Below are 15,605 nucleotides of genomic sequence, written 5' to 3'. Positions count from 1 at the left end.
CCAACAATCTATTCATGAGTTCAATTGGTATTCGCTACCAAACAAGGATAAAATTGCCGATATAGTATCACCTTACCCGCCGACAAAAAACAAAAGCTGTTGAAGTTATGAGCAAACTCAAAAAACAATCAAACAAAAATGCTGCAAAAGGCAATATCCGTATTATCGCTGGTCAGCATCGCGGCCGAAAATTACCGGTGTTAATGGCTGATGGTCTGCGTCCAACTACAGATCGCGTTAAAGAAACCGTGTTTAATTGGTTAATGCCTTATATTCAAGATGCTACCTGTTTAGATTGCTTTGCTGGCTCTGGCGGCTTAGGTTTTGAAGCACTTTCTCGCGGTGCTAAAACAGTCACCTTTGTCGAGCTAAATAAAGCTGCAGCCCAACAGTTATCTGCCAATAAAGCATTACTTCACGCAAGTAATATAGAAATACATGTAACCAATGCCATTAATTTCTTACAGCAAACTCAGCAGAAGTTTTCTTTAGTATTCATCGACCCTCCTTTTAGAAAGGGCTTAGCACAGCAAGCAGCAGAGGCTATCTCACAGCATGGCTTAACAGAAAACGCGCTAATTTATGTAGAAATGGAAGTTGATAACAATACGCAAGTAATGCCAAAAAACTGGCAATTACTGAAAGAGAAAGTCGCAGGGCAGGTGGTTTACAGGCTTTATCAAAATGGCGCTAGCTAAAGTTTTTTCTAAATTCGAGCGATTAAAAAGAGGCTTAAGCCTCTTTTTAATGTCACTCTTTCTTCAAAATAATCGCTACACTAATTTTTAGTTGCTTTAGGTAACAGCTTTAAATCATGAAAATCAAAGCTGAAATCTGTAGCCCAAGAAACAGCCTCCATAGTAACGTAATTAATACTACCATCTGGATTTAAATTAAAATTAACGTAAGCATCTGCTTCCAATGTGCGATCGTCCCAACGAACAATAAAGGTATTGTGTTGGTAATGCTCTAAAATACCACGTAGCGCTGGTGTGTTACCAAATTGCATCACTAATTTATTACTTTCAGTAGTAATAATGATATCGCCATACCAGTTATCACTATAGGTTTGAGCATAATCAGCTAATGGTAATGACGGTTTTGAGTTTTTATCAATATTCGCAGCCGCTTCTGCTAATTGTTCCTGTTTAGCCGCTTTATAATCTTTCAATTTATTAGCGTAATACTCGACCCAATTTTTTTCAGGTAATGCCAGAAATTCATTAAGTATTTGCTGTGAAAGGGCATTAAAAGCAAAACCAGACTGTTGATTTGTTAAAATCACCATAGCAAGGTTTTCTTCTGGCACCATCACCACTTTTGACACCATACCTAAAATACCACCTGTGTGTTGAATCACTTTTACGCCATGATAGTCTTTAACAAACCAGCCTAAGGCATATGCACTAAAGTGGGTTTTATCTTGATCCGTTGCACTTTGTGGAACCGGTAATAGTGTTCTAGCTTGCCACATGGCACGGCTTTGTTTTTCGCTAAAGATTCTTAACTCTTTATCGCCATCTTGGCCATATTTACCACGCTTTAACTGAGCTTTTAACCAAAGCGACATATCATTAACACTGGAGGCTACTGAGCCGGCCGATGAAAACTTTTCTAAGAAATTACCGCCAACAACGTGCAGTTCACCATTAAGTGGCACATGTGCACGAGCGACATTTTTATTATCTGAAGGGATTAAGGAGAATTTTGCACGTGTAGTTTTCATACCTAGTTTATCAAATATTCTTGTTTGAATATTATCTTGCCATGACTTCCCTGTTAATTTGGCGATTACTTCACCAGCAATAACATACATTAAATTGTCATACGCAAATTCACTTCGAAAACTCGACACTTGGGGTAAGTGCTTTAAGCCTTTAATAACGTCTTGATTAGTTAAGGTAGTTTCCGGCCAGATCATTAAATCACCAGCACCAAGACCAAGGCCACTGTTGTGTGACAATAAATCTATAATGGTAAATTCACGAGTTACGTAGGCATCAGGCATCTGAAATTCAGGAATAATATCAATAACTTTAGTTTGCCAAGTTAACTTGTCTTCATCTACTAGCTGCGCCAACAAGGCAGCAGTCATTGCTTTAGTATTAGACGCAACACCAAATAAAGTATCTGCGGTTACTTTTTGCTCGCTGCCATGCTTTAGTACACCAAAACCTTTACTTAACAGCACTTGATCATCTTTGACTATCGCAACCGCTATACCCGGCACCTGAAATGCGGTCATCGCTTGTGTTACCGATTGTTCAATTCGGGCAATTTCATCACTAGCATTATCGCTGTTAGTTTTTGCTAAAGTCAGCGTAGAAAAAACGAGTGTACTAATACACAGCCATGAATAAGCTAAATTCATTAATATTCCTTATTGCGCTCAATAGCGCTTATTTTTATTGAATGTTTATTGCGATGAGTTTTTTTATCTTTCCAAGATGCACGCTACCAAGTCCGGATTTACTGCAACATTGCAAGCATTTTAACTTCCAAAAACATTTAGGCCGGCAAAACAGAGTTAGCACTGCTCATCATACAATCATGACATAGCTATTGCTTTACTAAAACGTAGCAACATAAATTTCCGGTATATAATGCGTTGCTGTGTAATGAAAATCAAACTCATTAAAAAGCAATAAAGTTTTTGCCAATATTTTTTAAAGCTTTGTCAAAAAACTATAAAATTAGCCACTGAAAAGCTAGCAATTCTGCTTATTGATTCTTGTTAAAAACGCAAAGTTTTTAGGCACATTTTCTTCGATATCCAGCAGGCAGCAGAGTTAAATTGATCTGGGTCAAGCCTACCTGCGACATAATGTCGCACTCTACCGATCTTACTTTGTTTTTAGAAAAAACATCAGTAAAAATCATTTGGTTAGCCAATTTATGATGTTCAGGAACCGGTAATGAAAATCTCAAAAATCTCCCAAGCACTTACTATTATTTTATCTGTGGGAGCTGTGAATGCTGTCGCCGATGACCTTAATGACAATAGTATTGAAGTTATTACAATCGAGGCGCCAAAATTAACGCATTCTGAAACAGCACTGGCAGAAGGTAACTTAGTTATGCCTGACGTTGCCGACTGGCTGAAAACCGTACCTGGTGCAAATATTAATAAGAACGGCCCTATCACCGGTATTGCCCAATATCGCGGTATGTTTGGCGAACGCATAGCCAAAACTATCGGCGGGCAGCAAATTGTTAGTGCGGGCCCTAATGCAATGGATGCACCTTTAACTTATATCAACCCAATTATGGTTGAATCAGTATCAGTTTATCGCGGAATTGCTCCTGTTCGCAGTGGCATAGACACGCTTGGCGGTGCTGTTGAAGTTAACCTTAAAAAAGTTGAAGTGGATACCGGATCAACACTAAATGGTGATTTGGCGCTCAGTTACAACGACATTAACGATGCATCAACGGTTGCCGGCGATATTAATATTAGCAATGAAAATACCGGTGTTTTGTTGTACTTAACCGATCAAAGTGGTGATGACTATGAAGATGGAGACGGCAACCTTATCTCTTCAACAAAATACAACAAAAAACAGTACGGTATAGATGTACGCCACCATGGTAAAGATTGGCAAATTGGCGCAACTTGGCACCATGCAAAAACCGATGACTCTGGTACACCAGCATTGTCAATGGATATCGACTACATCGATTCTGACCGCTACAACCTTGACGGCGAATTACAACTTAGTGATTGGCAACTAAGTTGGCAGCTTGGTTATCAAGACGCGACGCATGGCATGGATAACTTTAGTCAACGTACTAATATGATGATGCCAATGTACCGCTACAATACTGCTGATGCGCAATCACTAGACTACAAATTATTATTAAGCCAAGGTAACTGGTTAGTTGGCCTTGAAGGTTTTGACGCTGAACATAATTCTGTGATCACTAACCCAGAAAATATGATGTTTAAGATCAAGAACTTTAATGATGTTAAAGATGCCCGCCATTCAATTTTTGCGGAATGGACACCAAGTAGTGGCAAGTTTTCACATACTTTAGGACTAAGAGTAAAAACTAATCGTGCCGATGCCGGTGCAATATCTCATTCAATGGCAATGATGAACCCAAATATTAAAGCCCTACAAGACGAATTTAATGATGCTGACCGCAGCGTATCAGATACTACATTTGACTTAGCTTTAAGTAGCGAATATCAATGGACCAATACCACAGCAGTTAACTACTCTGTGGCTGTTAAACAACGTGCAGCAAGTTACCAAGAACGTTATTTATGGGTGCCAATGCAAGCAACTGGTGGCTTGGCTGATGGCAAAACTTATGTTGGTAATATCAATTTAGACAGCGAAACCGCATACCAAATTAATGCTGGTATTTCATATGACGAAGGTGACTTTGCCATCGCTCCACAATTATTTTACCAAAAAGTTGATAACTACATTCAAGGCACACCATCAACTGATATGCGGGTGAAAATGGTTGCAGATATGATGGGTGATGACAGCCCACTAACCTTCACTAATATTGACGCCACGTTATACGGAGCTGATATGAATTGGCATTACCGTTTAAACGAGCAATTTAAATTATCAGGTATTGTTAGCTATGTGCGCGGAGAACGTGACGACATTAACGGTGATCTTTACCGTATATCGCCGTTAAATGCGCGTATTAATCTAAATTACCAATATAAAAATTGGCAAAGCAATTTAGCAATTCATGGGTACAGTTCACAAAATAAAGTCTCTGAGCTGAACAATGAAAAAGCATCGGCTGGTTACGCCATTGTTGACTGGCAAATAGATTATTTTGTTAGCAGCGGCCTTGTGGTTCGTGTCGGTGCTAATAACCTATTAAACAAACAGTATAGTGATCATCTTGGCGGCGTAAATCGTGCTAATGGCAGTGATATTGCTGTTGGAAATAAAATTTCCGCTATGGGCCGAAATGTTTATTTGGCAATGGATTACCAGTTTTAACCGTTATTTTTGATGGCATCACCCTGCCATCAACTATATTTTGGTGTGATACCCGCTCTATTTCAAAATACGCATTTCAGCAAGTCGAAAAAGGGGTAGCTACAAGACATTGATTGAAGAGAATAGTTATTCTATTGTCAAAATCAATAACGCAGGAGATGACCCTTTATCGGCTTGCCCGTAGGGAACATAAGCTAGAAAATCAGGCCAGCGTTGCAATATTTGATAAGGGAATAACCATTATCTACATATTGCGCCTTGAACTGAATTCCTAGCTCAGCTCTGAAAGTATATTTTGAAGTAGAGCGGGTATAGTAGAACCAGTATCACTTTGATACTGGTTTTTTTTGCAGCTTTCTTTGTAAAGTACGTCGATGCATACCTAACTGCCGAGCCGTTGCTGAGACATTGCCGCCATTACTATTAAGCACTTGGTTAATATGTTCCCACTCTACGCGCTCAGCCGACATAGTATCAATATCGAATTCAATAGATGACTCTAGCTCTTGTTCAACACTTAAGGCAGTTAATAACATTTGTGTATTCACAGGTTTTGCCAAGTAATCATCTGCGCCTAAACGCATCGCTTGCACCGCAGTAGCCACACTTGCAAAGCCAGTCAAAAGCACAAGTCTAGCCTTAGGTAAAGCAGCACGAATTGGCTTGATTAAAGTTAAGCCATTTTCCGATGCCAACTTCATGTCCAACAAAATACAATCAGGTTTCTGTTGCAAGCATGCATGTAAAGCTTGGTCTGCCTGATGCACTTGTTGGCAATTAAAATTATGCTTAGCCATTCTTCGCGCCAAAGTCGCAGCAAATGAAACATCATCTTCAATAATCAGAAGTTTTCTCATTGGGAACCTTCCTGGCTTACTAACTGAATAGGCAAACTCACCAAAGCAATACAGCCGCTTTCTTGATGATTTTTTAACTGTAATTTGCCGCCTAAGCGATGAAAGGTTGAATTAGATAATAATACTGCCATGCCCAACCCTGACTTACTACTTACCATTTTATCGCCCAATACAGCTCTTTGCGTTTGGGTCATACTTGCTTCAATACCTAAACCAAAATCTCTGATCTCAAGCACCAAATTATTATTTGCACAGCTCACAGTTAAGATAATTTCACTTTCTTTATTTTCTAAATTCGCTCGAATGGCATTTTGAATTAAGTTTAATAGGGCTGGCAACAACATGGCATCAGACGTTATCGTGCCTCGGATTTCTTGTGCTTGCTTAATCGTGAGTTGCTGCTCGGGAAAGTGAAAGTGCATTTGATCAATCAACTGCTCAATAAGCTCAGCTGTGGTTAACTTTGTTGCTTTATTTTCACGAATCGAGGTTGCCAATGAACGAAAATAGCCAAGTTGTTCAGTACATTGATTCAATGGCTGTGCCATGGCAATAACAGCCTCATGATCTGGATAGTCTTCAGCAAGTTCTTCATATAACAATTGCATATTGGCGAGCGGGGTGGCCACTTGATGTGTTACTTGTGCAGAGGCAACGCCTAAAGCAAGCAACTGTTCGCTTTTTAACTGATCTTCACGTTGCAATGCAATTGCGCGTTCGCGGTTAGTTATAACCCGAGCCATTGCCCCAACAACTAAGGTAACCACCAATACCGATAGTAAAAAGTTTGCCCACATACCAATAAAATGGTTGCTCATATCCATATGGTGCATAGTGTGTTCAGGCATGGTAAGCAACAAAAAACTATAAGATGCTACGGCTGATAAAGATATAAATGACAGATAACGGGCAGGTAAGCTAACGGCAGCAATAACGATGGGTAATAATAACAACGACACAAAGGCATTAGTCGCGCCACCACTAAAAGATAATAAAATCGTTAAGAAAATAACATCGGCAATCAATTGAAATACAATCGCCAAATTGCCTGCATTGCGTTTTCTAAAAATTAAAACACTTAAAGTATGAAAAACACTTTCTACAATAATAACAATAATTAACGGTAATAGCGCTATTTTTAATGACATCACAAAATAGACAATTAACACCGTTAAAAGCTGAATTACAATTGCAACTGTTCTTAATAAGAATAGTCGCTGGATAATTGTCATATCTTGATAGTTAACAAATGGCATTTCGTTTCGTTTCAATCACTGCAAATGTTCTAAAAATTACTCAAAAACGATTAAGCTTGCCTTTAGAGATTAATTTCAATCCCTAAATTAGATAAGCCTTCTTCTAAAACCAACGCCTTTGCTTTTAAACAAGTGACTTTGTTTTCGCTGGCAGTTTTTAGAAAATCAAATAACTCATTTTGAGTTGCAACTTCCCACTGCATTAATGGATGTTCTTTGATTTGTGCGGGTGTAATAATAATCTCCGTATCGTCAGGTGCTTGCTGGTCTATTTCTTGCGCTAAACTTAACTCAACATAGTAACTAACACTATTTTCAGACAACTTACCTATATTTTCAAAAGCACTGTTTTGTGTGTCTTGCATTGATTGCAATAAAGACATAAGTGCCATAGCACTATCAAGCGCGGGAAATACACCAAAAAAGTCAAACGCTTCAGGATCAGGCACTTGCTCTTCAAGTTTTGCGATTTGCGCATCATAATTTATTTTGCAACGGTTATCTTTATCTAGCCATTGCCATATTAAGTCGAGTTGATTTCGTAATATTTTAAACTCGCCAAATTCGGCATGCTCAGCAAACATTTGATAATTAGGTATCATGCGCTCAAGTAAAGCAGCACAAAATGCGACTTGTTGCCATTGACTGAATTTTTTTAATGGTAGGTGAATTGCCACGTCGAGTCTCAATATCGGTGTAAAATAGTGAGCTATTATAACCTTATTTAGACATTTTCGTTAACTGCTTCTGTGCATATTCAAAACGTAAGCGATATTCCGTTAGCTTGTCTTCAAGTTCATTGACTTGTTGTTCAAGCTTATGGTTTAAATCAGTATTTTCATCACGTAAATATTTAATAGTTTCACGCGCTTTATTGTACTCGAGCTCTTGTTTGCTTTTGCTTTCTTGTATCATTTGGCGGTTTTTAATAGCAGCGGATTTTTCCGCCTGTAACTGCTGTTCTAAATGGCCTGTTTTCTGTTCTAAATCACTAGCTTGCTTTGTGATATTTTCATTATCTGCAGCCAGTTTTTGATAAGCTGATTTACTTTCTGTTAGTTGCTCTACATGTTCTGTCAGCAATATCGTTTGCTGGTTAATTTTTTCTTCAAGTGCCTTAACCTGGCTATCTGCTTGTTGTTGAAGCTTACTTAAGGCAGTATTTTTATCATTTATGGTTTGTTCAAAATCAGCTGTGATTTGTTGATGGTTAGCTTGCAGTTTTTCAATATCTTGTTGATACTTCACCTCCAGTTGCTTGTTTTGTTCAGCCAACAGCTTGTTGTTATCTGTATTTTCAGTAATCTGCTGCTCTAACTCTGCCAACCTTTGCACTGAAAGCTGTTCTTTGTCACGAAAATTGGTAATATCTTCATTCAATTTATCAACGAGCTTTTTATGATTTTTCTCTAAATTTTCAAGCTCTTGCTGTTGTTGTTCGACTTTTTGCTGATTCTTTTCACTTAAAGACTCTGTGTTTTGCTTCTGTTTTGTCAGTTCTTTCTCGAGATCCGCAATTGACTTTTCATGGTTCAACTGTAGGTTTTCAAGCTCTTGTTGCTGTGTTGTAGCTTGCTGTTGCGCTTTTTTAACTAAGTCCTGATTTTCAGTTCGCTGCTGAGCTATATCTTTTTCACGTGCTTTAATATCGCTTTGTAATTGGGAAACATGACTTTTTTCACTGCTGACTTGTCGCTTTTGCTCATCAATAACACTATTTTGTGCCACTTGTTCAGCTTCTAGTTTTGTTATTTCTAGCTGTAGTGCTTTATTTTCATTAACTATATTGGAATATTTTTCATTTAGCTGTGTAAGCTCACCGTGCTGTATTTTTTGAGCTTCTTTTTGTCTTTGAATATCAGCAATTAACTCAGTGTTTTTACGCGCTAGTTGTGCAACTTTTTCATCTTGTTTTTTAACGTCACTTTCTAGCTGCTGTCGTTGCGTGAGCAGTAGCTCAGCCTGTTTTTTCTCGCTAGTTAAATGCTCATTGCTCGATTGCAGCGCTTGTTCTTGTTGCGCCTTTAATAGCTCTAATTCACTGGCAACTTGTTCGTGTTTTAACTGCAACTCTGAAATTTTTTGATTCTGAACCGATATTGTTGCCGCTTTCGCTTTATCGGTTTTACCTAAATTATTGTGCTCTGTTTGCAGTGCCGACAATTGTTGAGATAGGGAGTTGTGGTCTTGTTGAAACTTATCTAAGCCACCTTGCTGCTCGGCAAGCTTGGCATTTAATTTACCAAGCTGTTCGGCTAACTGCGAGTTTTCCTGCAGTTTTTCTTTTAAGACTTGTTCTGTATCAGTGAGCTTAGCGGTATTTAATTTAGCGTGGTTTTCAAGCTCATGTTGTTGTAAGTCAACTTGACTTTGTAATTGCTTATTTTTGCCGAGCAAGTCGTTAACTTCATTGTGATGGGCATGGCTTTTATCGTCACAGGTTTTTGCTAAGTTTTCATACTCTGCTTTTAGTTGCTGATAGTTTGGGTGCTGTTCAACTTGTTCAGTAGTAACGGCTAAATTATCGCTGTAGCTGGTGATTAACGCGGTAATTTTATCCTCAATTTGCAAATAAATATCACCGGCTAAATTTTGAATATTTTCTTCTAATTCACTTGGCAGTTTTTTCTGTTCAGTCATACGGTATCAATCCCTAACCCTAGATCAAAATAAGCATCATTACCCAAAAACATCCTAACAGAGGTTTAATGTTTATTCACACTTAATTGAGGTAACCCACAACAGTTCTGGTTACCTTTTTTTAATATTATATACGCAGCGCCTATCACCAGTAAGCAAATACTCACTTCGCTTAACGGTATAGTTTTCACCTAAGCATTGCTGAAAAATACTAAGCTCTGATCGGCAAAAGTTTTGACATTCTTTTGCTGCTGTACAAATCGGGCAATGGTTTTCAATAAGTAAATATTCATCTGCTGAAATTTTTTCAACACTCGCCATATAACCTTCTTGTGAACGTATTAATGCCAGTGTTTCAATTTTGCTGATCAACGTATTACACAGTGAAAGTGCAGCTTGGTATTTCGTTAACATTTGTTTTTCACGCAGGGAAATAACTTGCTCTAAACCTTCATTGCCAAAAAGGCTATTCACAGATTCAATTAAGTGCAGTGTTAAATCTGCGTGCCGATCAGGAAAACGTCGATGGCCTAGCTCAGTAAGCTGCCACATCTGCTTGGGACGACCAATGTCAGCTTTTTGTAGAAAATGATTTACTAACGCTTTTTCTTCTAAACGTAATAAATGCTGCCTTGCCCCCATACTAGTCATGGCTAATTCTTTTGCCAATTCACCTGAGGTCATTGCGCCTTGATGTTTTAGTTTAGCTAAAATGGTATCAACATTTTTTGTTTGTGCCATAGTTACATCGTCCAACCGGCTATGTTTTAGTTCTATAAAATCAATAATTAACTTAGATAATAAACAGAAAAGCCGTAAAAAGTAAGCTCAATGCCTTAACCCTAAATGACTACATTAAATTTTGACTTAAATTAAATGGTTAATTTTGGGTACAAAAAAAGAGCCGTAAGGCTCTTTTTTACAGCATAATAAGATTAATTACGATGCTTTAGCTTCTTCCGCTACTACTGGTGTAAAACGAATAGCGTTAATTTTTGCTGTAGACTCACTTTGATTACGTAGTTGTGCTAAGCGGTTTACCTGGCCAACTGAGCCTAACATAGCGTGAATCGGAATAAATAAACCACGCTTGTGGAAATCTAGTACTTTGTCGTCACTTAATGCGTGTACTTTTTTCTCGTCGATGCCGTAAAGACCAACAAGCTTTTTAGATTCACCTGAAGCAAAGTTAATATTAAGTTCGAGTTCCATAAGAAGATCATTATCTAGTAGCTCTTTAATGAATTTTTCATTCATAACTTCATTGTCGTAAAGGCGACCTAGTGAATCTTGTACACCTTTGAAAAATTCCGTATCGTTACCTTCGGCATCAAATAACTCATGTTCTTTGTCTTCACCAACAAACTTGTTATCCAAATCGACACACGCTGTTAATGTTTTTTCCTTTTCAGGATCTAAACCTAGTGAGAATGGTGCCATCGCGATACTTTGAGGAATGTACACGGCATTCCAAGAGTCTTCTTTGTGATAAAGGTTTTCACCTGCTTCCAACCCTAGCATGACGACACTGCGGTAACGCTCAGAGCCTTGATCTTTTACTAATACCACAGGGTAGCTTGTCGCACCTTGTGAGAACTCAGGCGCTGTAATTGGCGCAATATGCTGATTTGCAACATGTGATAAATCACGTTTTGCTGCAATTTTAACGTTTTGATGAGTTTCTTTTTTAATTGGGGTAATGTTAGCCATGAATAATTTCTCTTTTACTGCGTCTTTAATAATTGTCGTTTTATGACACTTTTCTGTTGTTAGTAATAGTTATGGAGACAGACATTCACGCTTTCAATGATATAATTTAAATTATTTCAATATTATTTGAAGATAGTTAAAATTTTTTATTTATCTTTACATTTAAAAACTTATATAACAGCAAGTTAACTTATGAATTTAGTAAAATACATAACTATAGTTTTATTAATTATTAGCCCTCTTAGTTGGAGTAAACCAAGAACGACTGTCACATTTAATAAAACCATAACTGGCTTCACCCAAGTTAGAATTAAAAATGAAACGTTCGAATCGCTTGCTTGTTTTGTTGCAATTGATGGCTTTAAAAAAAAGTTTCAGTTGCGGCCGAAATCTAGCTCTCGTTGGATAACAGCAACTGACAATCGCTATAACTATAAAAATTTCAGCACTTGGTGTGATTATCTCGAAGTTCACCCGCAATTTAAAAACTACCAAGCCTACTAAACCACAGCTGTTGTACTGCCATACCGCATAACTGATACACCTGCATTTATCGAATAAACTGGCACTAGCCTGTTTCTCGTATTAGGCTTTTCACTCTTAAAAATACAAACACAAATAAAAACAGTTATCATTTGCGTTACATTTATTAACTAATTATAATGCCCGAATAACAACAACGAACTCTCTCCGATACATTTGGGCTTTAAAACATGAAACTTAACTTCAACACCATAATGGCTGCAGCAATATCTGCTGCAACATTTACCGCATCTGCAGGTGAAAACCTTTGGGTTTACGCTAAAGGCACTGATACTCGTCCTGCTGGTAGTTACGAATTTAAAATTGCTGACACAATTCGTATAGATAAAAATGCTGGCGATCACTATAGATTCCACGATATTCGTCCTGAAGTTGAATACGGCGTGACAGATAGCTTAACGGTTGCTGTTGAAGCAATTATTTTTGATCATGACTATGATGTTGGTTCAGAAGAAGATGGCGCTCCATGTCCTATGTGTGAAGCAGGCGATGGCACAGGTAAATTTAGCGATACACAATTTGCCGGTTATGAGCTAGCAATGAAATACAACGTATTAAGCCCATATAAAGATGCATTTGGCTTCTCATATGGTTTGGCGTACGAGCGTCGCGATAAATACCGCTTAGATGGCGCCGATATAGATCAAGACTCATTTGTTGGTACCCTATTTTTCCAAAAAGATTTCTTAGATGACACTGTTATAACTGTATTAAATATTAAAACTGAATTTGAACGCAGAAAGTCAGGTACCGTAGTAGAAGACGAATTCGCTGTTGATATTGCTGCCGCCATTTCATACCGTTTCGCGCCAAAATGGTTTGTTGGTTTAGAATTTAGACATCAGTCAGACTACTTAAACCCGCAAGATAAAGCGGAAAAAGGTAATACTGAAGACGGTTTTGATGCTGATGGTTACACAATTGGCTTAAAGAAAACCAACTTTGATTTAAGTGATTTCCGCATTGGTAGCCAGCATCAACGTGGTAACTATTTCGGGCCAACATTACATTTTGCTGAACAAAAGTGGTGGGTAACTGCTGGTGTACTTTGGCAAATTAGTGGCGGCGGTTCAGAGCATGCCGATGTTCGTAATGGCCGTAACTGGGATGAACATGAAAAAATGCACATCGGCTTATCATATGGTTACGAATTCTAAATATTTTAAGCACTTAGCTTAATTCGATAAGGCTTACACTCAAGGGTAAGCCTTTTGCATTTTTAACAATTACAAGTTAATCACGATTATGAGTATGTTACGTAGACGATTTTTAAAAGGTTTAGTTGCTACCGCTGCAACTTTCGCTTTGCCTATTCAAGTAGCTTTTGCTAAGAGCTATTTAACGATAGAGCAAGCACAGAAAATATTATGGCCAGAGCAAAAATTAACGCCAGCGCCAGTAAACTTAACAGAAGAACAAGCCGATTTAATTGAAAATTTATCTGACATTCGCGTGCGCAATCACCATATTAATAGCTGGCGCTCAGAAGATGGCGGCTGGTTCATTGTTGATCAGGTTATCGGTAAACATGAAAATATTGACATAGCTGTTGCGATTAGCGCTGACGGAAAAGTGATGGGCTTAGAAGTATTAACTTATCGAGAAACTTACGGCGACCAAATTATGCACCCAAAATGGCGCGCACAATTTCACGGTAAAGACAGCAGCGAATTTCTTAAACTCGACAAACAAATTAAGAATATTTCTGGTGCAACCTTATCTTGTCGCCATGTAACTGACGGCATCAATCGACTTAACCATACGTGGTCAAGCGTGCTGAGTAAAATAGCGCTGTAGACATAAGATAATACTGTGACGATAAGCCAAATTAAACGCTGCCGACCACTGTTAGGAACTTTTGTCGAAGTGAACTTACAGGCCAACTTGCCAGAAAAAACGCTTATTGAGTATGCAAACCTGGCATTTGATGAAATAGCACGTGTACAACAAGCAATGAATTTCCATCAAAAAAACAGCGAGTTGTCACAGCTAAACTTGGCATTAATGTTAGCACCTAATATTGCAAAAAAAATCTCTAAGGATTTGCTAACAGTATTAACTTTTGCCAACAACTTATATCAAGCATCTGCCGGTGTTTATGATATTACTGTCGCTGCAGCTTTAGTAAAAGACAAGCATTTACCAGATCATCTAAATATACAACAAATACAAGGCAGTGCTGTCATTTATGGAGATTTTTCTGACGTAAGGTTAACAGGGAATAGTATATGCAGTGCTAAACCAATCATACTTGATTTAGGTGGAATTGCTAAAGGCTACGCTGTCGACCAGGCTATATCAAAACTACCAAGCAATATTGCCGGCTATATAAATGCTGGTGGCGATATGAGAGTTATTGACTGGCAAAATAAAAAGGTGTCAATAAAGTATGCGACTCGGCCAAGTGCACTTAAAGACGTTATGTTACTCAATACCGCTGTAGCGAGCAGTGGCAGCTATTACCGAGAACAAGGTTCACAATATTTCAATCCAATCACAAAACAATACAACACAATTAAAGGCAGTGTTTCGGTTTTTGCGAATAGTGCCATGCAGGCCGACGCGCTAACAAAAATTGTTGCTCTTATGAAGCGCAAGGATGCTAAAAATTTACTAAATCACTATTGTGCAGCCGCGATAGTAATCAATAAATTCGGTTTTAGCCGTCAAGTACACTAGAGTATTTTATGTCCAATATTAGTCGAAAAATAGCCAAAAAATATCGTTATTTATTTTATGGTTTTTTAACTTTAAGCATATTTAGTGGCACAGGCTTTTGGCTATTACGCAACTTTGCAATGGTTGAAGGAGATTTTGGCCCGGAATCACATTTTTTACAGTACCCGTTTTTGCAATTGCATGGTTTTGCAGCATTTATGATGTTAATGGCCTTGGGTAGCATATTCACATCGCATGTTTCCAAAACCTGGTCAATTGGAAAAGCAAAAAAGTCTGGTATTGGCTTAATGAGTTTTATTATTTTTTCATTGCTATCAGCTTACAGTCTATATTATCTCGTTGGTGAAGATTGGCACACTTTATTGGGTAACTCACATGCGCTTGTTGGTTTAATGCTGCCAACACTTTTAATAGTTCATATTAAAGTTGCCCGCAAATCTCGCAAAAAAAAGAAAACTCACTATCAACATAAAATTAAAAATCGGACACATTCATAATAATGAAACGTCGAGAATTTTTAAGAACAGCCTGTTTAGCTAGTGCTTGTTTATTACCCGCCTGTAAAAGTACAGTTAAATATGCCGAGTCGACATTACAAGGAAATAAAGTTGTTGTTGATAAAAAGCTCTTTCTGGAAAAGCCGACAATTACCGTTAGCCACAACCAACAAGCTATTGCCATTACCAAATTAAATAACCATAACTTTGTTGCATCGATACTATCTTGCACTCATCGTGGCTGTGCGGTTTCTGTACAAGAAAATAATTTTATTTGTCCATGCCATGGCGCACGTTTTAACAATATTGGGCAAGTAATTAAAGGACCCGCTAAGCAAGATTTAGCCCGCTATATTACTAGTACTGATCATCAGTTTGTTTATATTCACATCTTAGAATAAGTAAATACAGTGTTCAAAAATCTATTTAAATTCTTATATAGCACAAGTG

14 protein-coding genes are annotated in these 15,605 nt (G+C 37.9%); 7 read left to right on the top strand and 7 right to left on the bottom strand.

Translation table 11 applies throughout. From position 1 onward, the window contains the following. Positions 1–107 precede the first annotated feature (107 nt). Positions 108–698, top strand: coding sequence for a 16S rRNA (guanine(966)-N(2))-methyltransferase RsmD (gene rsmD, locus AC27HL_RS00535; protein ID WP_487078161.1), 591 nt, complete (start codon positions 108–110; stop codon positions 696–698). A gap of 80 nt (positions 699–778) precedes the next feature. On the opposite strand, the gene AC27HL_RS00530 is transcribed toward rsmD, so the two are convergent. Beyond that, entirely contained in the window at positions 779–2,371 is a 1,593-nt protein-coding gene (locus tag AC27HL_RS00530) for a serine hydrolase (RefSeq protein WP_487078159.1), read from the bottom strand. Positions 2,372–2,915: 544 nt separating this feature from the next. On the opposite strand from AC27HL_RS00530, the gene AC27HL_RS00525 reads away from it, so the two are divergent. Next, complete coding sequence (locus AC27HL_RS00525; protein WP_487078158.1) at positions 2,916–4,973, top strand: TonB-dependent receptor; 2,058 nt, start codon at positions 2,916–2,918, stop codon at positions 4,971–4,973. A gap of 326 nt (positions 4,974–5,299) precedes the next feature. Here the strand turns inward: AC27HL_RS00525 and AC27HL_RS00520 are convergent, their stop codons facing one another. The 6 genes from AC27HL_RS00520 to AC27HL_RS00495 form a co-directional block, all read right to left on the bottom strand. Beyond that, entirely contained in the window at positions 5,300–5,830 is a 531-nt protein-coding gene (locus AC27HL_RS00520) for a response regulator transcription factor (RefSeq protein ID WP_487078156.1), read from the bottom strand. Continuing rightward, positions 5,827–7,086 (bottom strand): sensor histidine kinase, encoded by a 1,260-nt coding sequence (locus AC27HL_RS00515; RefSeq protein WP_487078155.1) that lies wholly within the window; start codon positions 7,084–7,086, stop codon positions 5,827–5,829. Before AC27HL_RS00515 ends, AC27HL_RS00520 begins: the two co-directional genes overlap by 4 nt. A 62-nt stretch (positions 7,087–7,148) precedes the next feature. Then, positions 7,149–7,763: a YjaG family protein gene (locus tag AC27HL_RS00510; RefSeq protein WP_487078154.1), complete on the bottom strand. Its 615-nt coding sequence runs from the start codon at positions 7,761–7,763 to the stop codon at positions 7,149–7,151. A 43-nt stretch (positions 7,764–7,806) separates the two neighbouring features. Continuing rightward, on the bottom strand, positions 7,807–9,726 hold the full coding sequence (locus AC27HL_RS00505) for a hypothetical protein (protein WP_487078153.1): 1,920 nt from the start codon (positions 9,724–9,726) through the stop codon (positions 7,807–7,809). 111 nt (positions 9,727–9,837) lie between these two features. Then, positions 9,838–10,467 (bottom strand): helix-turn-helix transcriptional regulator, encoded by a 630-nt coding sequence (locus AC27HL_RS00500; RefSeq protein ID WP_487078152.1) that lies wholly within the window; start codon positions 10,465–10,467, stop codon positions 9,838–9,840. A 198-nt stretch (positions 10,468–10,665) separates the two neighbouring features. Continuing rightward, positions 10,666–11,436 (bottom strand): SapC family protein, encoded by a 771-nt coding sequence (locus tag AC27HL_RS00495; RefSeq protein WP_487078151.1) that lies wholly within the window; start codon positions 11,434–11,436, stop codon positions 10,666–10,668. A 713-nt stretch (positions 11,437–12,149) separates the two neighbouring features. Here AC27HL_RS00495 and AC27HL_RS00490 point away from each other — a divergent pair. The 5 genes from AC27HL_RS00490 (at position 12,150) to AC27HL_RS00470 (ending at position 15,556) form a co-directional block, all read left to right on the top strand. Further along, positions 12,150–13,136 carry a DUF6662 family protein gene (locus tag AC27HL_RS00490; protein ID WP_487078150.1) on the top strand — a complete coding sequence of 329 codons (987 nt, stop codon included), beginning with the start codon at positions 12,150–12,152 and terminating at the stop codon, positions 13,134–13,136. An 88-nt stretch (positions 13,137–13,224) separates the two neighbouring features. Beyond that, positions 13,225–13,776, top strand: coding sequence for an FMN-binding protein (locus AC27HL_RS00485; protein WP_487078148.1), 552 nt, complete (start codon positions 13,225–13,227; stop codon positions 13,774–13,776). 15 nt (positions 13,777–13,791) lie between these two features. Continuing rightward, a complete protein-coding gene (locus AC27HL_RS00480; protein WP_487078146.1) occupies positions 13,792–14,658 on the top strand; it encodes an FAD:protein FMN transferase in 867 nt (288 codons plus the stop codon). A gap of 8 nt (positions 14,659–14,666) precedes the next feature. Further along, positions 14,667–15,155, top strand: a complete 489-nt coding sequence (locus AC27HL_RS00475) for a hypothetical protein (RefSeq protein ID WP_487078144.1) — start codon at positions 14,667–14,669, stop codon at positions 15,153–15,155. A 2-nt stretch (positions 15,156–15,157) separates the two neighbouring features. After that, positions 15,158–15,556 (top strand): QcrA and Rieske domain-containing protein, encoded by a 399-nt coding sequence (locus tag AC27HL_RS00470; RefSeq protein WP_487078142.1) that lies wholly within the window; start codon positions 15,158–15,160, stop codon positions 15,554–15,556. The last annotated feature ends 49 nt before the right edge of the window (positions 15,557–15,605 follow it).

The organism is Colwellia aquaemaris, assembly GCF_057548755.1.
Note: the sequence above shows the minus strand (reverse complement) of the source record. Positions and strands in the feature narration are given on the sequence as shown.